Here is a 25649-nt window from a genome sequence, read left to right as displayed (position 1 = left end):
TCAGACGCCAGCACAAAAGGCACGGCCGAGGCCATGCGTTTTGTCTATTGGGTGCCGTGGATCAAGCAATTTTGTATACAAAGTATGCCAAGGGCTGCTGTGCAGCCCCCGCAATCGGTCAGACTTCGAGGTAGTCCAGAATACCTTCAGCCGCTGTACGGCCTTCGAAAATGGCCGTTACCACCAAGTCCGAACCCCGCACCATGTCGCCACCGGCAAACACTTTAGGGTTGCTGGTCTGGTGCTTGAACTTACCTTTCTCCGGTGCTACCACGCGACCCTGGCTGTCCATCTGGATGCCAAACTGCTCGAACCACGGCGCCGGGCTCGGGCGGAAGCCGAAGGCGATCACCACGGCGTCAGCCGGCAGGATCTCTTCGGAGCCCGGGATCGGCTCAGGGCTGCGACGGCCACGGGCATCCGGCTCGCCGAGACGGGTCTCGACCACTTTGACGCCTTCGACCTTGTCCTCGCCGACAATGGCGATCGGCTGACGGTTATAGAGGAACTTCACGCCTTCTTCCTTGGCGTTCTTCACCTCTTTGCGCGAGCCCGGCATGTTGGCCTCGTCACGGCGGTAGGCACAGGTCACCGACTTGGCGCCCTGGCGAATCGAAGTGCGGTTGCAGTCCATCGCGGTGTCACCACCGCCCAGTACCACGACCTTCTTACCCTGCATGTCGACGAAATCTTCAGGCGACTTTTCGAAGCCCAGGTTGCGGTTGACGTTGGCGATCAGGAAATCCAGCGCGTCATGCACCCCCGGCAGGTCCTCACCCGGGAAGCCGCCCTTCATGTAGGTGTAGGTGCCCATGCCCATGAACACGGCATCGTACTCGGCGAGCAGTTGCTCCAGGGTGATGTCCTTGCCCACCTCGGTGTTCAGGCGAAACTCGATGCCCATGCCGGTGAAGACTTCGCGGCGATTGCTCAGCACGGTCTTTTCCAGCTTGAATTCGGGGATGCCGAAGGTCAGCAAGCCGCCGATTTCCGGGTTGCGATCGAACACAACCGGGGTCACACCGGCACGTACCAGCACGTCAGCGCAGCCCAGACCCGCTGGGCCGGCACCGATGATGGCAACACGCTTGCCGGTCGGCTTGACCTTGGACATGTCCGGGCGCCAGCCCATGGCGAAGGCGGTGTCGGTGATGTACTTCTCCACCGAGCCGATGGTCACCGCGCCAAAACCGTCGTTCAGGGTGCAGGCACCCTCGCACAGACGGTCCTGCGGGCATACCCGGCCGCACACCTCAGGCAGGGTGTTGGTCTGGTGCGACAGCTCGGCCGCCGCCAGGATGTTGCCTTCGGAAACCAGCTTCAACCAGTTGGGGATGAAGTTGTGCACCGGGCACTTCCACTCGCAATACGGGTTACCGCAGCCCAGGCAGCGGTGCGCCTGCTCCACGGACTGCTGCGGCTTGAAGGGCTCGTAGATTTCGACGAACTCTTTCTTGCGCTGGCGCAGCAGCTTTTTCTTCGGGTCTTTACGCCCCACTTCGATGAACTGGAAGTCGTTGTTCAGACGTTCAGCCATTTTTCAAAACCTCTTTACCGCAGTCGCAAGCCAGAAGCTGCAAGCTGCAAGTCGATCACTTGGGTCCGGCAAGCCTCGCACTGCATTACCTGCAGCTTGAGGCTTGCCACTTGCAGTTGTTGTTACTGCGGGTTGGCGCGGGTGCTGGACAGCAGTTGCTTGAGGGTGGCCGCCTTGGGCTTGACCAACCAGAAGCGACGCACGTAGTCGTCCAGGTTTTCCGAGAGCTCACGCCCCCACTCGCTGCCGGTCTCGTCCACGTATTCGGCAAGGACCCGCGCCAGGTGGCTGCGGTAGGCCTCCATCGCTTCACCACTGATGCGCTGGATTTCCACCAGTTCATGGTTGAGCTTGTCGACGAAGCTGTTGTCCATGTCGAGCACGTAGGCGAAGCCGCCCGTCATGCCAGAACCGAAGTTGTAACCAGTCTTGCCCAGGACGCAGACAAAGCCGCCGGTCATGTATTCACAGCAGTGATCGCCAGTGCCCTCGACAACAGCGTGGGCGCCAGAGTTACGCACAGCGAAGCGCTCGCCCGCGGTACCGGCGGCAAACAGCTTGCCGCCAGTGGCGCCGTACAGGCAGGTGTTGCCGACGATGGCGCTGTGCTGGGTTTCGAACGGGCTGCCGGCAGGTGGCACGATGGTCACCTTGCCACCGGTCATGCCCTTGCCGACGTAGTCGTTGGCGTCGCCTTCCAGATGCAGGTTCAGGCCACCGGCGTTCCACACGCCGAAGCTCTGGCCCGCAGTGCCCTTGAAGCGGAAGGTGATCGGCGCAGCGGCCATGCCCTGGTTGCCGTGCAGGCGGGCGATCTCACCAGAGATACGCGCGCCGATGGAACGGTCGCAGTTGCAGATGTCGAGGCTGAACTCGCCACCGGACTGGTCGCGGATCGCCGACATGGCCATCTCGACCATCTTCTCGGCCAGCTCGCCCTTGTCGAACGGCGGGTTCTTGTCGACTTCGCAGAACTGCGGCTTGTCCGCAGGAATGTGCGAGCTGCCCAGCAGTGGCGACAGGTCCAGGTACTGCTGGCGCTCGGTGTCGCCTGGCAGTATGTCGAGCAGGTCGGTGCGGCCGATCAGCTCGCCCAGGCTGCGCACGCCCAGTTTGGCCAGCCACTCGCGGGTTTCTTCGGCGACGAAGGTGAAGAAGTTGATCACCATGTCGACGGTGCCGATGTAGTGGTCCTTGCGCAGCTTGTCGTTCTGGGTGGCTACGCCGGTGGCGCAGTTGTTCAGGTGGCAGATACGCAGGTACTTGCAGCCCAGGGCAATCATCGGTGCGGTGCCGAAGCCGAAGCTCTCGGCGCCAAGGATGGCGGCCTTGATCACGTCCAGGCCGGTTTTCAGGCCACCGTCGGTCTGTACCCGCACCTTGCCGCGCAGGTCGTTGCCGCGCAGGGTCTGGTGGGTTTCGGCAAGGCCGAGTTCCCACGGCGCGCCGGCGTACTTGATGGAGGTCAACGGCGAAGCGCCGGTACCGCCGTCGTAGCCGGAGATGGTGATCAGGTCGGCATAGGCCTTGGCCACGCCTGCAGCGATGGTGCCAACGCCTGCCTCGGCCACCAGCTTGACCGAAACCAGCGCCTGCGGGTTGACCTGCTTGAGGTCGTAGATCAGCTGGGCCAAGTCTTCGATCGAGTAGATGTCGTGGTGCGGCGGTGGCGAGATCAGGGTCACACCCGGTACCGCGTAGCGCAGCTTGGCGATCAGGCCGTTGACCTTGCCGCCCGGCAACTGGCCGCCTTCGCCCGGCTTGGCGCCCTGGGCCACCTTGATCTGCAGCACTTCGGCGTTGACCAGGTATTCCGGGGTGACGCCGAAGCGGCCGGTGGCCACTTGCTTGATCTTGGAGCTGCGCACCGTGCCGTAGCGCGACGGGTCTTCACCGCCCTCGCCGGAGTTCGAGCGCGCGCCCAGGCGGTTCATGGCCTCGGCCAGCGCCTCGTGGGCTTCTGGTGACAAGGCGCCCAGCGAGATACCGGCGGAATCGAAGCGCTTGAGGATGGCCTCCAACGGCTCGATCTGCTCGATCGCCAGCGGCTGGTCAGCCACTTTGACCTTGAGCAGGTCGCGGATCATCGACACCGGGCGCTGGTCGACCAGCGAGGTGTATTCCTTGAACTTGGCGTAGTCGCCCTGCTGCACAGCGGCCTGCAGGGTGTTGACCACGTCCGGGTTGTAGGCGTGGTATTCGCCACCGTGGACGAACTTGAGCAGGCCACCTTGCTGGATCGGCTTGCGCGCGCTCCAGGCTTCGGCAGCAAGCAGCTTCTGGTCGCTTTCCAAGTCTTCGAAACGCGCACCCTTGATGCGGCTCGATACACCTTTGAAGCTCAGGCCGACCACGTCTTCGGCCAGGCCGATGGCTTCGAACAGCTGCGCACCGCGGTACGAAGCGATGGTGGAGATGCCCATCTTCGACAGGATCTTCAGCAAGCCCTTGGAGATGCCTTTGCGGTAGTACTTGAACACCTCGTCCAGGTCGCCCAGCACTTCGCCGGTGCGAATAAGGTCAGCCAGCACTTCATAGGCCAGGTACGGGTAAACGGCCGAGGCACCGAAGCCCAGCAGCACGGCAAAGTGGTGCGGGTCACGGGCAGTGGCGGTTTCGACCAGGATGTTGCTGTCGCAACGCAGGCCTTGCTCGGTCAGGCGGTGGTGCACCGCACCCACGGCGAGCGAAGCGTGCACCGGCAATTTGCCCGGGGCGATGTAGCGGTCGCTCAGTACCAGTTGGGTCTTGCCGCCGCGCACCGCTTCTTCAGCCTGGTCGGCGATGTTGCGGATAGCCGCTTCCAGGCCGACACCTTGCTCGTAGTTGAGGTCGATCAGCTGGCGGTCGAAGCCTTCGCGCTCCAGGTTCATCAACGAGCGCCACTTGGCAGGCGAGATCACCGGCGAGCTGAGGATCACCCGCGAAGCGTGCTCCGGGGACTCCTGGAAGATATTGCGCTCGGCGCCCAGGCAGATTTCCAGCGACATGACGATCGCTTCGCGCAGCGGGTCGATCGGCGGGTTGGTCACCTGGGCGAACTGCTGGCGGAAGAAGTCGTACGGCGAACGCACGCGCTGCGACAGCACGGCCATCGGCGTGTCGTCACCCATCGAGCCGACCGCTTCCTGGCCCTGCTCACCCAGCGGGCGCAGTACCTGGTCACGCTCTTCGAAGGTGACCTGGAACATCTTCATGTACTGCTTGAGCTGGTCAGCGTCGTAGCTGGCCGCGCCCTGGTCGTCGGTAAGGGTCGCCTGGATGCGCGTGGCATGCTGACGCAACCAGCGCTTGTACGGGTGGCGCGACTTCAGCCGGTTGTCGATGGCGTCGGTATCGAGGATCTGGCCGGTTTCGGTGTCCACCGCGAAGATCTGGCCCGGGCCGACACGGCCCTTGGCGATCACCTCTTCAGGCTGGTAGCCCCATACGCCGATTTCCGAGGCGATGGTGATGTAGCCGTTGGTGGTGGTTACCCAGCGCGCCGGGCGCAGGCCGTTGCGGTCGAGCAGGCACACCGCGTGGCGGCCTTCGGTCATGACGATACCGGCCGGGCCATCCCACGGCTCCATGTGCATGGAGTTGTATTCGTAGAAGGCGCGCAGGTCGGCGTCCATGGTCTCGACGTTCTGCCAGGCCGGCGGTACCAGCATGCGCACGCCGCGGAACAGGTCGATGCCACCGGTGACCATCAGTTCGAGCATGTTGTCCATGCTCGACGAGTCGGAACCGACGCGGTTGACCAGCGGGCCGAGTTCTTCGAGGTCCGGGATCTGGTCATTGGCAAACTTGGTGCGACGGGCCATGGCCCAGTTGCGGTTGCCGGTGATGGTGTTGATCTCGCCGTTGTGGGCGAGGAAGCGGAACGGCTGCGCCAGCGGCCATTTCGGCAGCGTGTTGGTGGAGAAGCGCTGGTGGAACACGCAGATCGCGGTCTGCAGGCGCGGGTCATCCAGGTCTGGATAGAACGCCGCGAGATCGCGCGGCATCATCAGGCCTTTGTAGATGATGGTCTTGTGCGAGAAGCTGCAGATGTAGTGGTCGGTGTCGTGGGCGTTGGCCACGGACGAGCGACGACGGGCACTGAACAGCTTGATGGCGAATGCCTGATCGCTCAGGCCTTCACCGCCGATGAACACCTGCTCGATCTGCGGCAGGCGCTCCAGGGCCAGGCGACCGAGCACGCTGGTGTCGATCGGGACCTTGCGCCAGCCAACCAGCGTGAGGCCGGCGGCGAGGATTTCGCGGTCCATGTTGGCGCGGGCAGCTTCTGCTTTGACCGGGTCCTGGTTGAAGAACACCATGCCGACGGCGTACTGCTTGGGCAGTTCGACGGCAAAATGCTCCTGGGCCACGGCCCGCAGGAACTGATCGGGCTTCTGCATGAGCAGACCACAACCGTCACCGGTCTTGCCGTCGGCGTTGATACCGCCGCGGTGGGTCATGCACGTCAGCGCCTGCATGGCGGTTTGCAGAAGGTGGTGGCTCGGTTCGCCCGTCATATGGGCGATCAGGCCAAAACCACAGTTGTCCTTGAATTCTTCGGGATGGTACAGACCTGTTTTCATAGACACTTTCTCACCAGGTTCACCTCTCAACGGAGGTAAATCTCTTTTTTAACAACCACTTACCATCCACGCCGATCAAATGCCAGCTTTTTTGCGGTGGCCATGGAAAACCATTGTTGCACAGCGACAGCGATGCCCACAAATTTTCATGTCTCACCATTGAAAATTTATGTCGCTATTTTGAATGTTTTTGCGCCATGCGCCGTGATAGCGGCTTGGCTGGAGTCTGAAGCGTTTCAGCCATGACTGCAAGAGAGGCTTGTGGCCGGCAGTCTGGGACAGAAAAGCCTGCCGCGCTCGGGCGCAGCAGGCTAGACGAAAAGTCAGGGTTCGCTCAGCAACTGGGCGGCGGGGTGTTGCCGCCCGGCAGGTATCAGCGGGCCGAGGCCAGCTCTTGTTGGACGCTGGCGACGGTACGTGGCCAAGGTTTACCAGCCTGGACCTTCGCTGGCAAGTTCTTGATTGCCGCAACCGCTGCGTCGCGGTTGGCGAAGCTGCCGTAAGTTACGACGTACAGCGGCTTGCCCTGCAGGTTTTTCTTGAAGTAGCGATAGTCGCCACCCTGGGCCTTGACGAACGCCTGGGCCGAGGCTTCAGAGCTGGTACCGAGGATCTGCACCACATAATTGCCCGGTTTCTGGCCTGCATACCAACCCCCACCGGCGCTGCCACTGGCGACTGGTTTTTCGGCAGGTTTGGCGGCCGGCTTGGCACTAGCGACCTGGGTCGGCGCCGGGGCAGGCTTGGCGGGTGCAACCGGTTTAGCAGGCTGGGTTGCAACGGGTTTTGGCGCAGGCGCAACCGGCTGAACCGGGGCACTGGCGATTGGCTGCGCGGGTACCGGGGCCGGGCCAGCCGGCACACCTTGCGGTGGCGCGATGGTGGTCACGGTCGGCGGGTTGCCAGGCTGCAGTGCGGTATTGCCCGCCGGGCTGCCTTCTTCGCCATCACCCATGCCAGCGGCCTGGGCCAGTGGCTCGCGCATCACCGGTTGCGACTGACCTACCAACGGCAGCGGCATCGGCTGGGACGAGCCGGAGAATTCGATGGCCGGGTTGCCATTATTGGCCTGGGCAGCACCTGGCTGGCCTTCACCGAGGGGCAACTGAGCCTGGGCGGCCGGCACCTCGGCAGGTGCCTTGTCGCCTTTCTTGGGCATGAGAACCGCGGCAGCAACGGCGACCACGACCACAGCGGACAGCGCGAGCACGTGTTTCTTAGGCATTTTCAACCCCATGGATGGTCGCTTGGCCGTCGAACGGCTGGCGATCATGGCTTCGATCAAAGTGTCACGGGCAACCTGGTTGATAGTGCCAGGCCAACCGTCGGAGTGCTCATGGATATCGACGATCTGTTCACGGGTGAACACCTCGATGCCCCGGCCGGCGCCATCCAGACGCTGCTCCAGGTACTCGCGGGTCTCTTCTTCGCTGTAGGGGGCGAGTTCGATGACGTGGAAACGTTCTTCCTCGATGCTGAGCTCATCCAACCCGGCAATCAGCGACGATTCGCCGAACAGGAACACGTGCGGGCGCCCTTCCGGAACACCCGCTGCCAGTTCCAGCAACGCTTGGAGTGCCGACTCGTCGAGTTGTTCCGCATCATCCACCAGCAAATACACTTCCTGCCCGGTCAGCGCCAGTTGCACCACCTTGGACAAGATAGCCTGGACCTCAGGCTGGGCGACTTCCAGCGACTGCGCGACCTGGCCAAGCACACTGGCCGCATCGCTGGCGCCACGGGCGGAAACCACCACGCTTTGCACCGACTGCTTGTTGGTGCTGGCCACCAGGGCCTGGCGCAGCAGGGTCTTGCCGCTGCCCAGGGGGCCGGTGACAACCAGCATCAACTGGCTGTAACGCGCCAGGTGGTGCAACTGGCCCAGCACCGGCTTGCGCTGGGCAGGGAAGAACTTGAAACCGGGCACGCGGGGCGCGAACGGATCGTGGCTCAACTGGTAATGGTCGAGAAAGGCCTCATCGGCATGCAAACTGGTCATTGCGCTGTCACAACCTCAAAGCTGGGCCACGATCGCGCGGTAATCCGCCGACAGCGTGGCCTGAAGAATCTCTTTCGGATAGTCGTCGGTGATCACGGCCTCGCCCATCTGGCGCAACAGCACCAGACGCAGACGACCGTCGAGCACCTTCTTGTCGACCGCCATATGCTCCATGAAATGCGCCGGGGTCATTTCCTGTGGTGGCACCACCGGCAAACCTGCGTCCTGCAACAGGCGGATTGCGCGATCACGCTCGGCCTGGTCGATCCAGCCAAGGCGCATGGACATTTCCAGGGCCATCACCGTGCCCGCCGACACGGCTTCGCCATGCAGCCAGACACCGTAGCCCATGTGGGTTTCGATGGCGTGCCCAAAGGTATGCCCAAGGTTCAGGGTCGCCCGCACGCCCGATTCACGCTCGTCGGCGCCGACCACGGCAGCCTTGGCCGCGCAGGAGCGGCTGATGGCTTCGGTCAGGGCCGCAGAATCCAGGGCACGCAGGGCATTCATATTGTCCTCGAGCCAACCGAGGAAAGGCTTGTCGCAGATCAGACCGTACTTGATCACTTCGGCCAGGCCTGCGGACAGTTCACGCGCTGGCAGGGTCTTGAGGCTGGTGGTATCGATCAGCACTGCGTTGGGCTGGTAGAAGGCACCGACCATGTTCTTGCCCAACGGGTGGTTGATGCCGGTCTTGCCACCGACCGAGGAATCGACCTGGGACAACAGGGTAGTCGGCACCTGGATGAAATCGACACCGCGCTGGTAACAGGCTGCGGCAAAGCCGGCCATGTCGCCGATCACGCCGCCACCGAGGGCTACCACCGTGGTGCGGCGGTCGTGTCGCGCGGTGAGCAAGCCATCGAAGATCAGCTGCAGCGTTTCCCAGTTCTTGTAGGCTTCGCCATCCGGCAACACCACGGGCAACACTGAATACGCACCCAGGGTCTTGGCCAGGCGTTCGAGGTACAGAGGCGCGACGGTTTCATTGGAAACGATGGCGACCTGCCGCCCGGCAATATGCGGCGCCAGCAGCTCAGGCTGGTCCAGCAGGCCTTCGCCAATGTAGATCGGGTAGCTACGCTCGCCCAGGTCGACCTTTAGTGTCTGCATGTATCCCCACAATGTACTTGGGTGCGGCGCCGTTTGGGCGACGCACGCGGTAAGTTGAACCTCGCCTCGGCGCTGGTGGCCGAGAATAGTCCCGGCTTATCGGGGCGGCAACTGCTGCAAGCGCTCGAGAATATCGATCACCACCATGCGCGGTGGCCGCTCATCGGTTTCAACGACCAGGTCGGCAATTTCGCGGTAAAGCGGATCGCGGGCTTCGAGCAGGGCGCGAAGGGTCGCTTCCGGGTTGGCGGTGCGCAACAGCGGGCGATTGCGATCGCGTGCGGTACGACCGACCTGCTGCTCCACCGAGGCATGCAGGTAGATGACCCGGCCACCCTGGTACAACGCCTGACGGTTGGCATCACGCATGACCGCGCCGCCACCGGTGGCCAGCACCACACCGTCGAGCGCGCAGAGCTCGGCGATCATCGCCTGCTCACGGTCACGGAAGCCCGGCTCGCCTTCCTTGTCGAAGATCCACGGGATGTTGGCGCCGCATCGCAGTTCGATTTCCTTGTCGGAATCCTTGAACAGCAGGCGCAGCTCTTTGGCCAAGAGGCGTCCAATGGTGCTTTTACCAGCGCCCATGGGCCCCACAAGTATCAAATTTCGCACAGAATCAACGACTCACAGCAATCGCCTGGTCACTCATGATACGCGGAGTCAGGAAGACCAGCAGCTCGGATTTTTTCTCTTGTAATACATCGCGTCGAAACAGCCGCCCAACATACGGCAGATCGCCGAAAAATGGCACCTTGTCGACCACATTGTTTTGCGTGGTCGAGTAGACACCACCGATCACGATCGTCTCGCCGTCGGCCACGCGAACCTTGGCATTGACCTCGTTCTTGCGGATCGGCGGTACGTTGTTCAAGGCATTGACGTAATCAGGCTCGTCCTTGGTTACCCTGACGGTCATGATGACCTTGTTGTCCGGGGTGATTTGCGGGGTGACTTCGAGCGACAGCGAAGCCTCGCGAAACGACACCGAAGTGGCGCCGCTCTTGCTGGTTTCCTGGTAGGGCACTTCAGTGCCCTTGAGGATCCTGGCGGTTTCCTTGTCGGCCGTGACCACCTTCGGCTGCGAGATGATTTCGCCATTGCCGCTCTTCTCCATGGCACTGAGTTCAAGGTCGAGCAAGATGCCCCCGCGCAGCACACCCAGGCCCACACTGGAGCCGGCACGCTCCACGCCAAGGTCGACGAACAGCTCCTTGCCTGGCCGCACGCGCTCACCGTACAAAGGCCCACCCCAACGCACCCCCAGGCTCTTTTCGTAATCGACGCTGGCCTCGACAATACGCGCCTCGATCGCCACCTGGCGCACCGGCACATCCAGCTGCGCCACCAGTTGGCGCAGCTCGTCAAGGCGATCGGCGGGTTGGTAGGCCACCAGGGTGTTGGTGCGCGCATCGACGCTCAAACTGCCTCGCCCGGTCAGGATGCCGTCGTCCGCCAGTGTCGCCAGCAGCAGTTGCGCGAGCGCTGAAGCTTCGGCGTGATGGATCGGCATCAGCTCACGCTGCAGGGGTTGCAACTGGGCATCCAGCACCTGGCCCATGCGGGCGTCGAGCGACTGCCCGGCAAGCTCGGCCGCAGGCGCCACCAGCAGCACATTACCCTCTTCGCGACGGGCCAGGCCCTTGCTACGCAGCACCAGATCAAGCGCCTGGTCCCAGGGCACATCCTGAAGCCGCAGGGTGATATTGCCCTGCACCGCGTCGCTGGCGACCAGGTTCACACCGGCGTAGTCCGCCAGCACCTGCAACACCGCGCGCACCTGCACATCCTGAAAGTTCAGCGACAGCGGCTCACCCCGGTAGGGCGTTGCCGACGCTAGCGGGATCGCCAAGACCCACGCCACCATCCATTTCCAGAGCTTCTTCATGCGGGTCCGGGACCTCCTTGTCCAGGGCTTTTCGGAGCGTGAGTATCGCGGTGCGTTCTTGCCAGGCACTGGCCATGAACCAACGTTCGCGCACTTCGACCTGCCGCTCGTCGACACGCACCACAACACCTTCATCGCGCCCCAGCCGATCACCTGGGCGCACGCGATACAGCCGCCCTGCGGACAGCAGCAGGGCTTCATACGCTGTGCCACGTACCAGGCTGCCGACCATTTCCAACTGTGCCAAGGGCACGCCGCCCAGTTCGCCGGGCGGCATTCGCGCCGCACCAGAGGCGAACGGGTCGAGCAAAGGCGGCATGGCCGCTGCCCTGGCGGGCAAATCCGCCAGTGACGCGGGCGCCGGAGGCGCCGCATCGGCATGGTAGGCATGAACCCTCAGGCGCAAGCGCAACACGGTAGGCCGCCCCTCGGCTTGATGCAGGCTCATGTCTTCGACGCGCAGCAGCCGCGCCTGGCCCAGCCAGTCGTCCAGCCAAAGGCGCAACGCCGTGTAGCGCCCCACCACGTGCACATCCAGGGGGGTGGTTCGGTAATCGGCCTGACTCACTTCGTCATGTATGTCTAGCCGCTCGAACAACAGGCCATATTCATGCGCCGAGGCCGCCAGGGCATCGAGCAAGTCACTCATGCGCTGCCCTGCCGAAAGTTGCCATCGGGCGAGCTGCAATGCCTGCCGCGCGGCAGCCAGAGAACCCTCTGCGCGCGCCAGCTCAACTACCTGCGCCGCCTTGGCCGCATGTGCCTCATTCAACTGCTTATGCTGCGCAGTTACCTGCGCTTGAGCCTGCCGTAGCTCCGGCAGGCGGACTGCACACCCTAGCGCCAACACCAGCACACCCAGCAGGAACGAAGCGCCCCACCGGAAGCGGCGGGACCGCTCGACCCTTGCTTGCCAACGCATCCACCACGCTGCACTCACGACCAGAACGCCGACACGCGCGCAGTCAGGACGAACTCGTCACCCGAAGGCAGGTGCTTCACATGCTTGAGTGCCAGGCCTTGCAACACTTCGGAGCGTTCGAGGTCGCGCATGAACTGGGCGACCACGGCGCCGGATGCGGCCACACCGGTGACGTGCAAACGGCCGTGCGCAAGCGTTAGCTCAGTGAGCTGCAAGCCTGCGGGCAACGCGGCCTCCACATCTGCGAGCAAGGCAGGCAGCACCCCCTGATCGGCCCTCAGGCGGGCCAGGGCCGCAACCTGCGCCTGGGTGGCATCATGGTCGGCACGCACGTCGGTGTGCTGCTCCAGCTGCTTGCCCAGCAGCGCCAGCGCAGACTGGTGGCTGGCATTGCTCGTCGCTTGCTGCTGGGCGCGCTGGCGTGCCAGTTGGTCAATCAGCATCACGCAACAAAGCGCCAGGATTGCACTGCCAAGCAACATCCACTGGAAGCGCCGAAGCATCGAGCGGCGCTGCCGCTCGCGCCAAGGTAATAGGTTCAGACGCATCATGGGCGCATGCCCCCTGAGGCCAAGGCGCATGCCAGCAGCATGCCCCCGTCTTCCGGCGCCAGCCCCGCACGCAGCGGCAGTTGCCGACAGGGCAGGTTCACCGCTTCACTCAGGCCTTCAAGCCACCCCTGCTCGATCACCGAGCTGCTGACGACCAGCAAGCACTTCAGCTGGGCTTCGCCCGCCAAATGCGCATGCAATTGGGCAGGCATTTGCCCGAGGTGCAACTCGCGGCGCTGCGCTGGCACGCCCTGTTGCCAGCAATGCAACGTCGCACCTTGCGCCTCCAGGCGTAACAAGGCCGAGCCCGCAAGCTCGCTCTGCGGCAACATTCGCTGCAACGCGACGCTGTCGACTTCCATCACCTCCAGCTGCAGCCCGGCGGCATCAAGCAGGGCTTCAATCGGCTCCAATGAGCGCTGGCGACAGGCAGCCACCATCACATCCAGGCAGCCGGCCTGATCCTTGGAAGGGCCAAGCACCTGAAAGTCCAAGGCCAGATCCTCCAGCGCAAAGGGAAACAGGCGATCGGCATCGGCCAGCAACTGCGCTTCCATGTCCGCCTCACTCTGGCCTGCCGGTAGCTGGCAAGGCTTGCAGATCACCTGATTTGCCGGCAGCGCTAGCGCAGCCCGCCGCTGCCGAATGCCGCTGCGCCTGCAGGCACGCTGCAAGGCACCTACCACGCGCACAGGGTCGCTTGCCCAGTCACCGCCACTGTAGGGCTCATACGGTTCGTGCGCCCAGGCCGCGACCTGGCAACGCCCATTGCGCCGCCGCAGCTGCACAACCCGAACCGAGTCGGGGGCAATTTCCACCCCCATCAATGAACCGGCATCCATGCCGAAACGTCCAAGCATCACTGCTCCTTTGCTGTATGCCGCAAACCCGCGTCAACACTAGGCCTGCACGGCCGAACGGATCGACGGGCCGCCTGGCCGGTCACCCGGCGAGGCGAAAAAATGCTTATAATGCCCAGCGTTTTTGGTCCGCCGGACCCGTACGCAATTCACTTATCAACCTGGACGCCCAAAAGCCTTGATACGTCTGCTGAAGTTCTTCTGGTGGTCTTCCGTCGCAGTCATTAGCGCGCTCGTACTCGGTGTGAGCGGTGCGTTTCTGTATCTTAGCCCTAGCCTGCCCTCGGTCGAGTCACTCAGAAGCATCCAGTTGCAGATCCCCCTCAGGGTGTACAGCAGCGACGGCAAGCTGATTGCCGAGTTCGGCGAAATGCGCCGCTCGCCGATCCGCTTCGCGGAAATCCCCCCACAATTTATCCAGGCGCTTCTGTCAGCCGAGGACGACAACTTCCTCAATCACTATGGCGTCGACCCCAGCAGCCTGATGCGCGCGGCCACTCAGTTGGTCAAAACCGGTCATATCCAGACCGGTGGCAGCACCATCACCATGCAGGTGGCGAAGAACTTCTTCCTGACCAGCGAACGCAGCTTCTCGCGCAAGACCAACGAAATCCTCCTGGCCCTGCAGATCGAACGTGAGCTGACCAAGGACGAAATCCTCGAGCTGTACGTGAACAAGATCTACCTGGGCAACCGGGCGTACGGCATCGATGCGGCCGCACAGGTCTACTACGGCAAGTCGATCCGCGACGTGAGCCTGGCGCAGATGGCAATGATCGCCGGCCTGCCCAAGGCTCCTTCGCGCTTCAACCCGCTGGCCAACCCGGTGCGCGCCAAAGAGCGCCGCGACTGGATCCTGGGCCGCATGTACAAGCTCGGCAAGATTGACCAGGCCAGCTACCAGACCGCCCTGGCCGAACCGCTCAACGCCAGCTACCACGTGCCGACCCCCGAGGTGAACGCCCCGTACATCGCTGAAATGGCCCGCGCCGAGATGGTCGGCCGCTATGGCAGCGATGCCTACACCGAAGGCTTCCGTGTCACCACGACCGTGCCGAGCGACATGCAGGAGATGGCCAACAAAGCCATTCTCGGCGGCCTTTCCGACTACGACGAACGCCACGGCTACCGCGGCCCCGATGCGCGCTTCCCGGGCAAGACCCACGCAGCCTGGCTGCTGGAGCTGGGCAAGCAGCGCACCCTGGGCGGCCTTGAGCCGGCCATCGTCACCCAGGTCGACAAGGCCGGGCTTACGGTGCTGACCCGTAGCGGCCAAGAAGAAACCGTCGACTGGGACACCATGAAGTGGGCGCGCCCGTTCCTCAATAGCAACTCCCAGGGCCGCACACCGCAGAGCCCGGCAGATGTTGCACAGGTCGGCGACCTGGTGCGCCTGCAACGCCTGGATGACGGCACGCTCAAGTTCAGCCAGGTGCCGGGCGCACAGAGCGCGCTGGTCACCCTCGACCCTTACAACGGCGCCATCCGCGCCCTGGTCGGCGGTTTCTCGTTCGAGCAGAGCAACTACAACCGCGCCATGCAGGCCAAGCGCCAACCCGGTTCAAGCTTCAAGCCTTTCATCTATAGCGCGGCACTGGACAGCGGCTACACCGCCGCCAGCCTGGTCAACGATGCGCCGATCGTGTTCGTCGACGAGTACCTGGACAAGGTCTGGCGACCGAAGAACGACACCAACACCTTCCTCGGCCCGATCCGCATGCGCGAGGCGCTGTACAAGTCGCGCAACCTGGTATCGATCCGCCTGCTGCAGGCAATGGGCGTGGACCGCACCATCGACTACATCGCCAAGTTCGGCTTCAACAAGCAGGACCTGCCCCGCAACCTGTCGCTGGCACTGGGTACGGCTACCCTGACCCCGATGGAGATCGCCACTGGCTGGAGCACTTTTGCCAACGGCGGCTACAAGATCACCCCCTACCTGATCGATCGCATCGAGAGCCGCAACGGCGAGACACTGTTCACCGCCAACCCGGCCCGTGTACCTCAAGGTGCCGAGGACCAGGCTGGCCTTGCCGCGCCTGAACAGCCGATTAGCACCGTAGCGATGCCGGGCGAGGCGCCAGCCGCCTTTGGCCAGGCCACACCGGCGCCACAAGTGCCGGCAGTGGCTGAGCAGATCATCGACGGGCGCACCAGCTACATCCTCACCAGCATGCTGCAGGACGTGATCAAACGCGGCACCGGCCGCCGTGCACTGGCCCTGGGCCGCACCGACCTGGCGGGCAAGACCGGTACCACCAACGAGTCCAAGGATGCCTGGTTCTCCGGCTACAACGCCGATTACGTGACCACGGTATGGGTCGGTTTCGACCAACCCGAAACCCTGGGCCGTCGCGAATACGGTGGCACAGCGGCACTGCCGATCTGGATGAGCTTCATGGGCGCGGCGCTCAAGGACAAGCCCAACCACGCCCCTGCGGAGCCGGAAGGCATCCTCAGCCTGCGGGTTGACCCGGTCAGCGGTCGCGCCGCCTCGCCGAGCACGCCCAACGCCTATTTCGAGCTGTTCAAGGCTGAAGACTCGCCGCCGTCGGTGGATGAGCTGGGCAACGGTGCGGCACCGGGCAGCCCGCTGCCGGCAGATGAAGCGGCGCCGATGGATCTGTTCTAAAAGCGCAGTGCTGTCTTGAGGTTTGAGTGGGCGCGTAAATCGAGCGCCGCCCGCGCGGCGCCCAATTTCGCAGCCGACAAAAGTGTGGTGACGAATCCCACTGCCCCTACGCCTCCAAGATCGAGTAGGAGGCGGGTTTACACCCGCCGTCCTCTCACACCACCGTGCGTACGGTTCCGTACACGGCGGTTCAGGTCATGCGGCTAAGCCGGTTGATCGTATCCAGTATCGAGACAAGCCCGAGTCGATCCCAGAGCTTCTTCGGCAGCGCCTGATTCATATGTGGCGCTCCAGAGTTCCACCATGGGCCGCGACCATTGAAAGCCGACTTACAGGCACGCTCCTCACCCAGCCCTAGACGCATCAGGTTGCGCGCCCTCGTGGAGGGCCGCTTCCATTGGCGCCAGATAACGCAGCGAAGTTTGTGCCTGACCCAGCCGTCCAAATCCACAAGAGGCCCTTTGCTCTGAATGAGCTTGAAGTAGCCAGCCCAGCCTCGCAGGACGGGGTTGATTCGCTCGATGACAGTCGCCACCTTGCGAGCCCGTACACTACGCAGCAGCATTCTGAGCCGGTCGCGTAAGCGGCCTAGGCTCACCCTTGCCACGCGCAGCCTTGGCTGCTGGTGCCAGCTCATCCCATAGCCTAGGTAGTCGCACTTCCACGCCCTTGCCACTTGGCTTTTCTTCCTGTTCACCGTCAGCTTCAGACGTTCTCTCAGGAAGCGCTCGACGCTGACCAACACCCGTTCGCCAGCCCGAGGACTGCGCACATAGATGTTCGCATCATCGGCATAACGTACGAAGCGATGGCCCCGTCGCTCCAGCTCGCGGTCGAGTTCGTCGAGCAAGATGTTCGACAGCAACGGCGAAAGCGGGCCGCCTTGCGGCGTTCCCTCCTGCCGTGGGCTGACGACACCGCCCGACATGATCCCGGCTTCAAGGTAGCGGCGGATAAGCCTGAGTGCGCACTTGTCTTTGACCCGACGTTCGATGCAGGCCATGAGGATGTCGTGATTGACCCGATCGAAAAACCTCTCCAGATCGAGTTCCACACACCAGCGGTGTCCCGCTGTCACATGAGCACGAGCCATCTCGATGGCTTGATGCGTACTTCTGCCCGGACGAAAACCATAGCTGTAGTCCGAGAACAGTGGGTCGAAGATAGGTGTGAGCTGCTGCTGCAGTGCTTGCTGGATCAGGCGATCCACGACGCTGGGGATTCCCAGTTGCCGTGTGCCGCCCTGCGGCTTGGGAATTTCAACCGCTCGCACTGCTTGGGGATGGTATTCACCGGCCAGTAACCTGGCCCTGAGGGTTGGCCAATACTGTTTCACGTAGCCCGCCAAGTCAGCGACCGTCATGCCATCGGCACCCGGTGCTCCCTTGTTGCTGACCACGCGTTGATACGCACGTCTGAGGTTGGCCGGTGCAAGCACCTGCTCCATCAGCGTGTCCGGCTCCGCGTTCGTCCACGTCACGGACGCCGTCGATACCTTTGCACTGTCAGGCGTCACCCTCGGCTTCTGGCCGGGACTCGGGATGACAGTTTCCGCTGTGGGAAATTTCTGCATTACGGTTACCAACGAGACGGTGACGCCTACTGGCGGCATAACCTGTTCGGCCCTTGGTAGCGCGGTTAACCGCCACTTACTACGGCTTCGGCTGACTTCTGCACGCTCATCCCGTCGCCTTTCGACGCGCGGTAGCACAATGGCAAACGTACAGATCTCCCAGGGTAATTCGCGCGACCTTCCTGCTTATGCCTGTCGGATCTACGTCACAGCGCTCCGTGCAAGTATTGGGCTTTGGCGATTTGTGCCACCTCACCCCGCTGTGCCGCCTCTATCCGCTTCCTGTTCGTCAGGCCAGCATTTTGCCTCGGGCTTCCTTCAGATTCGCAGTCACCCGCGACACCCTTGCCTCCGGCTAACACTTCCCCTTGCCGGGTGTGTAGAGGACTTTCACCTCCAAGTCACCCACTTGGCCACCACAGCCAAGCGGGTTGCGCTTACGCGCAACGCGCCATGCCTGGCGCACACAAAAAAAGCCCCGACTCTCACGAGCCGGGGCTTTCTTGTGTGGCTACGACCAGAATCAGCCGTTGAACACTTCATCCACGCTGTTCAGCGGGTAGTGCTTCGGATACGGCAGGGTCGCCACGCCGGATTCGATGGCTGCCTTGGCAACGGCATCGGAAACGACGGTGATCAGACGGGCATCCAGAGGCTTCGGAATGATGTACTCACGGCCGAACTCCAGGCCTTCGACGCCGTAGGCTTCGCAGACTTCCTTCGGCACCGGCAGCTTGGCCAGGTCTTTCAGGGCGATGGCGGCGGCGATCTTCATTTCTTCGTTGATGCGCTTGGCGCGAACGTCCAGGGCACCACGGAAGATGAACGGGAAGCCCAGTACGTTGTTGACCTGGTTCGGGTAGTCGGAACGACCGGTGGCCATGATCACATCGTTGCGGGTGGCGTGAGCCAGCTCTGGCGAGATTTCCGGATCGGGGTTCGAGCAGGCGAACACGATTGGGTTGGCCGCCATCGACTTCAGGCCTTCTGCGCTCAGCAGGTTCGGGCCGGACAGGCCAACGAACACGTCGGCACCGTTCAGGGCGTCAGCCAGGGTGCGCTTGTCGGTTGCGTGGGCGAACTGCGCCTTGTACTGGTTCAGGTCGTCGCGGCCAGCGTGAATCACGCCGCTGCGGTCGATCATGTAGATGTTTTCGACCTTGGCACCCATGCTGACCAGCAGCTTCATGCACGAGATGGCGGCAGCGCCGGCACCCAGGCAGACGATCTTGGCTTCTTCCAGCTTCTTGCCGGCGATTTCCAGGGCGTTGATCATGCCGGCGGCGGTAACGATCGCGGTGCCGTGCTGGTCATCGTGGAAGACCGGGATGTCGCACTGTTCGATCAGGGTGCGCTCGATTTCGAAGCACTCGGGTGCCTTGATGTCTTCGAGGTTGATGCCACCAAAAGTGATCGAAATGCGGCGAACGGTGTCGATGAAGGCCTGTGGGCTCTCCGACTCGACTTCGATGTCGAACACATCGATACCGGCGAAACGCTTGAACAGAACACCCTTGCCTTCCATGACCGGCTTCGAGGCCAGTGGGCCCAGGTCACCCAGACCGAGGATGGCGGTACCATCAGAGATCACCGCAACCAGGTTGCCCTTGCCGGTGTACTTGTAGGCCAGCTCTGGATCACGGCCGATTTCGCGCACGGGTTCGGCAACACCTGGGCTGTAAGCCAGGGCGAGGTCGCGGGCGGTGGCGGTGGGCTTGGAGAGCTCGACGCTCAGTTTCCCCGGACGAGGTTGAGCGTGGTATTCGAGAGCGGCGGTTTTCAGGTCTGACATGGTGGGCATTCCGCTATTTACTGTTCTGACGGACCGCCGAGGATACGCAAAGAGCCGGGGAGTCACAAGACTGGTCGGTCACTTGTGTCAAGGCCTTTAGCCTACGACTTTACGCTATAACCCACGGGGCATAAGACTGACAGTGTGTACAATCCAATAGCGAAATGTCTACATCTTTTCAGCCTGAAATGCGTTCCAACATGCTCGGATCGGTCAATGGCAACACCCAGCGTCGCTGCCCAGGCTGCAGGCCGCCCTTGCGGGAACGATCCAGCACCCAGCCACGCGCCTCGACCTGGCGTCCTTTGAGGTTATCGAAGAAGCTGGGCGGGAAGTTGCGTTGCAGACGAGCGGGAACCTGCAGCACCACGGTGGAATCCAGCGTCAGCCAGACGCCGCCGCGATTACGCTCGACACCTTGAATGCGGCCACCGATGACAGCGAAGCCGGACTGCCGGACATCCCTCGCGCGCGCCACCGGCGAACTGCGCCACAGGCCGATACCCGCCTTGCGCGCTACTTGCTCGGCCAGTTGCTGGCAACCCACCAAGCGCACATTGGGGGCAACGGCGACGCGGTAGCCAAGCCCCTCGCTGAGCAGCTGTGCTTCAAGATTGTTGCCATTGCGGCCGTAGATATGTGCCAGCGTGCGGCCGTATTTGTCTTTGGCCTCGGCACCCGGCACCAGCCCGACACGCCCGTCGCTGGCCTTGACCAAGGCCTGCAGGCGCCGCTTGGCGGCCTCGGCATAGGGCTCGCTGGTACGCCCCTTGCGCCCGATCTCCGGGGCATTGATGCCGATCATGCGTACACTGCGGCCATCGGTCAGGCGCAAGGTATCGCCATCCACCACCTGCCGCACCACCACGGGCTGCGGGTTGGCCGGCAGCGGGCAGAACGCCAGGGCCGGCAAATGCCAGATCGCGGCCACAAAAAAAGCGCCCACAAGGGGCGCTTTTTTTTGCAACAGCGCGAAACCCGAGGGATTCGCCATGCGCATTATTACTTCTTGGCACCGAACATGCCGAAGCGATCGGCAAACTTCTGTACGCGACCACCGGTGTCCAGGACTTTCTGCTTACCGGTGTAGAACGGGTGGCACAGGTTGCAAACGTCGATCGCCAGGGTGCTACCCAGGGTCGAACGGCTTTCAAACTTGTTGCCGCAGCTGCAGGTGACTGCAACTACTTCGTAGTTCGGATGAATATTTGCTTTCATGGTCACTTCCTCGAGCTGCGTGCCGCCACCCAACACCAATTGTTGAATACCGCACGTAATTAGGCGGCGAATAATACCAGAGCCCAGCCTCAGCGCAAGTTGTCGCTTGCACCGACTGTCGTCTGCTAGGCTCGCCAGTCTTTGAAACGCCCTTGCGAGACCTTCCGCGTGTCCGATGTCATCCTGCGCCTTGCCCTGCCCTCCCCGCTGCGTCGCCTTTTCGACTACAGGGCACCGGCGAGCATGGCGCGCCAGCCCCTCACGCCCGGCATGCGCATTCGCGTGCCCTTCGGGCGCCGCGAGATGATCGGGGTGCTGGTGGAAGTGTGCGACCAGAGCGAAGTGCCCGCCGACAAGCTCAAACCGGCCACCGCACTGCTGGACCCGGTGTCGCCGCTGCCACCCGCCTTGTTCAAGCTGTGCTTATGGACCGCCCAGTACTACCAGCACAGCCTGGGCGACACCCTGAACTGGGCGTTGCCGACCTTGCTGCGCCAGGGTGAACCGGCAGAGATGCGCCAGGAGCGGTTCTGGCATGTGGCCGCTGATGCCCGCCACGATGACCCGCGTATCGCTCGCGCCCCACGCCAGCGCGATGCGCTGAAGACCCTGGCGCAGCATCCACACGGCGTGGCGCACAGCCTTCTGGGCAAGCTCAACCTGAACAAGGACAGCCTCGACCTGCTGCTGGCCAAGGAACTGGTCACGGTCGAAGTTCGCCGCCACTTGCCGACCCCGCGCCACGAGCACTGGCTGGCGCAGCCCGAACTGCCGCTCAATGAAGAACAGCGCAACGCCTTCGACGCGGTATGCACGGGGTTCGGCAGTTTCAATGCCTTCCTTCTGGCCGGGGTGACCGGCAGCGGCAAGACCGAGGTCTACCTGCAGCTGATCCGCGAAACACTCGAGGCCGGCAAGCAGGCACTGGTACTGATCCCGGAAATCAACCTGGGCCCGCAGACCCTCGCGCGCTTCGAGCAGCGCTTCAACGCCCGCATTGCCTTGTTGCACTCGGCCGTCGGCGACCGCGAACGCTTGGATGCCTGGCTGGCCGCCCGCGATGGCGAGGCAGACATCATCATCGGTACCCGCTCGGCGCTGTTCACGCCGATGAAAAACCCCGGCCTGATCATCATCGACGAAGAACACGACGGCTCTTATAAGCAGCAGGAAGGCCTGCGCTACCACGCCCGCGACCTGGCCTTGGTGCGCGCCCACCAGGAGAACATTCCGATCCTGCTCGGCTCGGCCACGCCTTCGCTGGAGACCCTGCACAACGCCCAGACCGGCCGTTACACCTTGCTACGCATGAACCACCGCGCCGGCGGCGCCCGCCCGCCGCGCATGCTGCGCCTGGATGTGAAAAGCCTGCCACTGGACAGCGGCATCAGCGGCCCGTTACAGCAGGCCATCCGCCAAACCCTGGAAGCGGGCCAGCAAGTGCTGGTGTTCCTCAACCGCCGCGGCTTTGCCCCGACGTTGCTGTGCCACGATTGCGGCTGGTTGTCCGAATGCCCTCGCTGCGATGCACGCATGACCGTGCACCAACGTTCCGGCGTGCTGCGCTGCCACCACTGCGGCTATGACGAACGCCTGCCGCACCAGTGCCCACAGTGCAACCACGTCGACCTGCGCCCGGTGGGCGCGGGCACCGAACGGGCCGAAGAGCGCCTCAAGGTGCTGTTCCCGGACTACCCGATCCTGCGCGTAGACCGTGACAGCACGGCGCGCAAAGACGCCATGCACAACCTGTTCGGCACGATCCAGCGCGGCCAGCCGAGCATCCTGGTGGGCACCCAGATGCTCGCCAAGGGGCACCACTTCCCACGGGTGACCCTGGTGGCCATCCTTGACGCCGACGGCGGGCTGTTCTCGGGCGATTTCCGCGCCAGCGAGCGCATGGCGCAATTGATCGTGCAGGTGGCCGGGCGCGCCGGGCGTGCAGAAGAGCCCGGCAAGGTCATCATCCAGACCCATCTGGCCGACCACCCGTTGCTGGTACAGCTGACCGAACAAGGCTATTTCGCCTTCGCCGAACAGGCCCTGGACGAGCGCCGCGCGGCCGGCCTGCCGCCCTTTTCGCACCTCGCCCTGCTGCGCGCCGAGGCGCACAAACCGGGCCAGGCCGAGGGTTTTCTCGACGAAGCCTGCAGCGCGGCAGAGCGCCTGGTGGCCGAACAGCAGCTCCCAGGTATTGAACTGTTGGGCCCCGTACCGGCTCCGATGGAGCGCCGAGCAGGCCGCTTCCGCGCCCAACTGTTGATACAGGCCAATACCCGGGCACCTCTGCATCGACTGATCAGTGCCTGGTTGCTAGTGTTGGAGCAGATGCCGAGCGGCCGGCAGGTTCGCTGGTCCCTGGATGTGGACCCGGTAGACCTTTACTGACAGCCCGAACCTTGGCAAAGGTTGGCAACCCGCTCTCGGCAACGGATAATGCCCAGTTTTTCCACCTGCGCATCGAAGCGCTCCACCGCGCTTGCGGTCGAAAAGAGAACCCCATGAAAGACACCATTCGCCAGCTGATCCAGCAAGCCCTCACCCAACTCGTCACCGACGGTGTGCTGCCTGAAGGGCTGTCGCCGGCGATCCAGGTGGAAAACGCCCGGGACAAGACCCACGGCGATTTCGCCAGCAACATCGCGATGATGCTGGCCAAACCGGCCGGCATGAAGCCACGCGACCTGGCAGAAAAGCTGATCACCGCGCTGCCGGCCAGTGACGACATCAGCAAGGTCGAGATCGCCGGCCCGGGCTTCCTGAACTTCTTCCAGAACACCAGTGCCCTGGCCAACCGCCTGGACGCCGCCCTGGCCGACGACCACCTGGGTGTGCGCAAGGCCGGTGCCAGCGAGAAGGTGGTGATCGACATGTCGGCACCCAACCTGGCCAAGGAGATGCACGTCGGCCACCTGCGCTCGACCATCATCGGCGACAGCGTCGCACGGGTACTGGAGTTCCTTGGCGACCAGGTCGTGCGCCAGAACCACGTGGGCGACTGGGGTACCCAGTTCGGCATGCTGATGGCCTACCTGCAGGAAAACCCGATCACCAGCGACGAGCTGTCGGACCTGGAGAACTTCTATCGTGCGGCGAAGAAGCGCTTCGATGAATCCGAAGAATTCGCCACCCGTGCCCGTGGCCTGGTGGTCAAGCTGCAGGCCGGTGACCCTGAGTGCCTGGCGCTGTGGACCCGCTTCAAGGACATTTCGCTGTCCCACTGCCAGAAAACCTACGAGCTGCTCAACGTCAAATTGACCATGGCCGACGTCATGGGCGAAAGCGCCTACAACGACGACCTGGCCAACGTGGTCGCCGACCTCAAGGCCAAGGGCCTGCTGGTCGAGGACCAGGGCGCGCAGTGCGTGTTCCTCGAAGAATTCAAGAACAGCGAAGGCGAGCCCCTGCCGGTGATCGTGCAGAAGGCCGACGGTGGCTACCTGTACGCCACCACTGACCTGGCGGCGGTGCGTTACCGCAGCAATGTGCTCAAGGCCGACCGCGCCCTGTACTTTGTCGACCAGCGCCAGGCCCTGCACTTCAACCAGGTGTTCGAAGTGGCGCGCCGCGCCGGCTTCGTCGGCCACCCGATGCAGATGGAGCACATGGGCTTCGGCACCATGAACGGCGCCGATGGCCGCCCGTTCAAGACCCGCGACGGCGGCACCGTGAAGCTGATCGACCTGCTCAACGAGGCCAAGGAGCGTGCCTACGCCCTGGTCAAGGAGAAGAACCCGAGCCTGTCCGAAGACGAACTGCGCCACATCGGTGAAGTGGTCGGCATCGGCGCGGTCAAGTACGCCGACCTGTCCAAGCACCGGACCAGCGACTACAGCTTCAACTTCGAGCTGATGCTCAACTTCGAAGGCAATACCGCGCCTTACCTGCTGTATGCCTACACCCGCGTGGCGGGCGTGTTCCGCAAGCTGGGCAAGGGCTTCGACGAGGTCGATGGCCAGATCGTGCTGCAGGCCGAGAAGGAACAGGACCTTGCCGCGCGCCTGGCGCAGTTTGGCGAAGTGCTCAACAGCGTGGCCGACAAGGGCACTCCGCACGTGCTGTGCAGCTACCTGTACGACCTGGCGGGCCTGTTCTCGAGCTTCTACGAGAACTGCCCGATCCTCGCTGCCGACACCCCAGAGCAGCAACAAAGCCGCCTGCGCCTGGCCGCACTGACCGGTCGCACCCTCAAGCAAGGTCTGGAACTGCTCGGCCTGGAAACCCTGGAGCGCATGTAAGTTGGCTGCCAAGAAAAAACCTGCTCCAAAGCGCGGCGCCAGCCGCCAACAGGCGCCGGCCAAACAGCCGATTCCCGGCTGGGTATGGCTGGCGGTCGGGCTGACCGTAGGCGCGTTCATCGTCTTTCTGATGAAGCTGGAACCGGGTGGCGGTGACATTACGCGCACCAAGCCGGAGCAGCAAAAACCGGAAAAGGCCGCCGAAGCCAGCAAGACCCCAGCGACCGCCCCGCAGCAGCCGGTGAAGCCGAAGTACGACTTCTACACCCTGCTGCCGGAGTCCGAAGTCATCGTGCCGCCGGAAGCGGTACCCGAGAAAACCCCACCGGTACCAGCCCAGCCGGTGACCCCGGTTACCCCGGCGGAAGCGGCGAAGATCGACACGGCGCGGGCCCAGGCTGCACTGCTGGGCCAGACGCCACCCCCGGCACCGCCGGTGATCAAGCCAGCGGCGACCACCCAGTTCTTCCTGCAGGCCGGCTCGTTCCGCAAGCAGGCTGACGCCGACAAGGTCCGCGCGCAGATCATTCTGCTGGGCCAGTCGGTGAAGGTGGAGTCGGGCACGGTCAAGGACGAGACCTGGTACCGCGTGCTGGTCGGGCCGTTCAGCAATCGTGAACAGCTGACCGGGGCGCAGAAGCAGCTTGCCGGCGCTGGCTTCAGCAACCTGCTGTTGCAACAGCGCCAGACCCGCCAGTAACCAGAAGGCCTTGCCGCAGTGATGCGCCAAGGCCTTTTTCTTACCCTTTTTTCGTACC

The 25649-nt window shown here is 63.2% G+C and carries 17 protein-coding genes; 4 read left to right on the top strand and 13 right to left on the bottom strand.

The features are described 5' to 3' along the window. Nucleotides 1-118: 118 nt before the first annotated feature. The 9 genes from HU770_RS08380 to pilM form a co-directional block, all read right to left on the bottom strand. Nucleotides 119-1537 (bottom strand): FAD-dependent oxidoreductase, encoded by a 1419-nt coding sequence (locus tag HU770_RS08380; protein ID WP_033702001.1) that lies wholly within the window; start codon nt 1535-1537, stop codon nt 119-121. Between the two features lie 122 nt (nt 1538-1659). Further along, a complete protein-coding gene (gene gltB, locus HU770_RS08375) occupies nt 1660-6105 on the bottom strand; it encodes a glutamate synthase large subunit (protein WP_095063901.1) in 4446 nt (1481 codons plus the stop codon). Nucleotides 6106-6478: 373 nt separating this feature from the next. Next, nucleotides 6479-8104, bottom strand: coding sequence for an AAA family ATPase (locus HU770_RS08370; protein ID WP_033702003.1), 1626 nt, complete (start codon nt 8102-8104; stop codon nt 6479-6481). 15 nt (nt 8105-8119) lie between these two features. Then, entirely contained in the window at nt 8120-9217 is a 1098-nt protein-coding gene (gene aroB, locus HU770_RS08365; RefSeq protein ID WP_047582202.1) for a 3-dehydroquinate synthase, read from the bottom strand. Between the two features lie 96 nt (nt 9218-9313). Continuing rightward, nucleotides 9314-9832, bottom strand: coding sequence for a shikimate kinase AroK (gene aroK, locus HU770_RS08360; protein ID WP_033702005.1), 519 nt, complete (start codon nt 9830-9832; stop codon nt 9314-9316). 4 nt (nt 9833-9836) lie between these two features. Further along, the gene (locus HU770_RS08355) at nt 9837-11105 is read right to left on the bottom strand and encodes a secretin N-terminal domain-containing protein (RefSeq protein WP_186663476.1); all 1269 of its coding nucleotides are present in this window, start codon (nt 11103-11105) and stop codon (nt 9837-9839) included. Then, on the bottom strand, nt 11029-12027 hold the full coding sequence (locus HU770_RS08350) for a pilus assembly protein PilP (protein ID WP_186663475.1): 999 nt from the start codon (nt 12025-12027) through the stop codon (nt 11029-11031). Before HU770_RS08350 ends, HU770_RS08355 begins: the two co-directional genes overlap by 77 nt. A 14-nt stretch (nt 12028-12041) precedes the next feature. Further along, on the bottom strand, nt 12042-12578 hold the full coding sequence (locus tag HU770_RS08345; RefSeq protein ID WP_186652918.1) for a PilN domain-containing protein: 537 nt from the start codon (nt 12576-12578) through the stop codon (nt 12042-12044). Continuing rightward, nucleotides 12575-13438: a pilus assembly protein PilM gene (gene pilM / locus HU770_RS08340; RefSeq protein ID WP_186652920.1), complete on the bottom strand. Its 864-nt coding sequence runs from the start codon at nt 13436-13438 to the stop codon at nt 12575-12577. Before pilM ends, HU770_RS08345 begins: the two co-directional genes overlap by 4 nt. A gap of 178 nt (nt 13439-13616) precedes the next feature. Here pilM and HU770_RS08335 point away from each other — a divergent pair, with 178 nt between their 5' ends. Next, nucleotides 13617-16070: a penicillin-binding protein 1A gene (locus HU770_RS08335; protein WP_186663474.1), complete on the top strand. Its 2454-nt coding sequence runs from the start codon at nt 13617-13619 to the stop codon at nt 16068-16070. Nucleotides 16071-16260: 190 nt separating this feature from the next. Here HU770_RS08335 and ltrA read toward each other — a convergent pair whose 3' ends face one another. From ltrA to rpmE, 4 genes are all read right to left on the bottom strand, one after another. Next, nucleotides 16261-17682 (bottom strand): group II intron reverse transcriptase/maturase, encoded by a 1422-nt coding sequence (ltrA, locus tag HU770_RS08330; RefSeq protein ID WP_186663473.1) that lies wholly within the window; start codon nt 17680-17682, stop codon nt 16261-16263. Nucleotides 17683-18166: 484 nt separating this feature from the next. Continuing rightward, nucleotides 18167-19435 (bottom strand): malic enzyme-like NAD(P)-binding protein, encoded by a 1269-nt coding sequence (locus HU770_RS08325; RefSeq protein ID WP_027592351.1) that lies wholly within the window; start codon nt 19433-19435, stop codon nt 18167-18169. A gap of 178 nt (nt 19436-19613) precedes the next feature. Beyond that, nucleotides 19614-20435 (bottom strand): thermonuclease family protein, encoded by an 822-nt coding sequence (locus tag HU770_RS08320; RefSeq protein WP_186652923.1) that lies wholly within the window; start codon nt 20433-20435, stop codon nt 19614-19616. A 2-nt stretch (nt 20436-20437) separates the two neighbouring features. After that, nucleotides 20438-20653 (bottom strand): 50S ribosomal protein L31, encoded by a 216-nt coding sequence (gene rpmE / locus HU770_RS08315; protein WP_033702012.1) that lies wholly within the window; start codon nt 20651-20653, stop codon nt 20438-20440. 168 nt (nt 20654-20821) lie between these two features. Between rpmE and HU770_RS08310 the strand changes: the two genes are divergently transcribed. The 3 genes from HU770_RS08310 to HU770_RS08300 all read left to right on the top strand — a co-directional run bounded on the left by HU770_RS08310 (nt 20822) and on the right by HU770_RS08300 (nt 25591). After that, entirely contained in the window at nt 20822-23041 is a 2220-nt protein-coding gene (locus HU770_RS08310; RefSeq protein WP_186652925.1) for a primosomal protein N', read from the top strand. Between the two features lie 113 nt (nt 23042-23154). Beyond that, nucleotides 23155-24891 (top strand): arginine--tRNA ligase, encoded by a 1737-nt coding sequence (argS, locus tag HU770_RS08305; protein ID WP_186663472.1) that lies wholly within the window; start codon nt 23155-23157, stop codon nt 24889-24891. 1 nt (nt 24892) lies between these two features. Next, on the top strand, nt 24893-25591 hold the full coding sequence (locus HU770_RS08300; protein ID WP_033702014.1) for an SPOR domain-containing protein: 699 nt from the start codon (nt 24893-24895) through the stop codon (nt 25589-25591). Nucleotides 25592-25649: the final 58 nt, after the last annotated feature.

Source organism: Pseudomonas sp. SWRI68, from assembly GCF_014269165.1.
GTDB lineage: Bacteria > Pseudomonadota > Gammaproteobacteria > Pseudomonadales > Pseudomonadaceae > Aquipseudomonas > Aquipseudomonas capeferrum.
The sequence above is the reverse complement of the archived record's forward strand: the minus strand, read 5'-3'. Positions and strand labels throughout refer to the sequence as shown.

Excerpts from the sequence above, each read along its gene's own strand:
- gltB (WP_095063901.1), bottom strand. The coding sequence starts at position 6,105 with ATGAAAACAGGTCTGTACCATCCCGAAGAATTCAAGGACAACTGTGGT.
- pilM (WP_186652920.1), bottom strand. The coding sequence starts at position 13,438 with ATGCTTGGACGTTTCGGCATGGATGCCGGTTCATTGATGGGGGTGGAA.
- ltrA (WP_186663473.1), bottom strand. The coding sequence starts at position 17,682 with ATGCCGCCAGTAGGCGTCACCGTCTCGTTGGTAACCGTAATGCAGAAA.
- rpmE (WP_033702012.1), bottom strand. The coding sequence starts at position 20,653 with ATGAAAGCAAATATTCATCCGAACTACGAAGTAGTTGCAGTCACCTGC.
- HU770_RS08350 (WP_186663475.1), bottom strand. The coding sequence starts at position 12,027 with ATGCGTTGGCAAGCAAGGGTCGAGCGGTCCCGCCGCTTCCGGTGGGGC.
- HU770_RS08345 (WP_186652918.1), bottom strand. The coding sequence starts at position 12,578 with ATGATGCGTCTGAACCTATTACCTTGGCGCGAGCGGCAGCGCCGCTCG.
- HU770_RS08325 (WP_027592351.1), bottom strand. The coding sequence starts at position 19,435 with ATGTCAGACCTGAAAACCGCCGCTCTCGAATACCACGCTCAACCTCGT.
- aroB (WP_047582202.1), bottom strand. The coding sequence starts at position 9,217 with ATGCAGACACTAAAGGTCGACCTGGGCGAGCGTAGCTACCCGATCTAC.
- HU770_RS08320 (WP_186652923.1), bottom strand. The coding sequence starts at position 20,435 with ATGCGCATGGCGAATCCCTCGGGTTTCGCGCTGTTGCAAAAAAAAGCG.
- HU770_RS08370 (WP_033702003.1), bottom strand. The coding sequence starts at position 8,104 with ATGACCAGTTTGCATGCCGATGAGGCCTTTCTCGACCATTACCAGTTG.
- HU770_RS08380 (WP_033702001.1), bottom strand. The coding sequence starts at position 1,537 with ATGGCTGAACGTCTGAACAACGACTTCCAGTTCATCGAAGTGGGGCGT.
- argS (WP_186663472.1), top strand. The coding sequence starts at position 23,155 with ATGAAAGACACCATTCGCCAGCTGATCCAGCAAGCCCTCACCCAACTC.
- HU770_RS08355 (WP_186663476.1), bottom strand. The coding sequence starts at position 11,105 with ATGAAGAAGCTCTGGAAATGGATGGTGGCGTGGGTCTTGGCGATCCCG.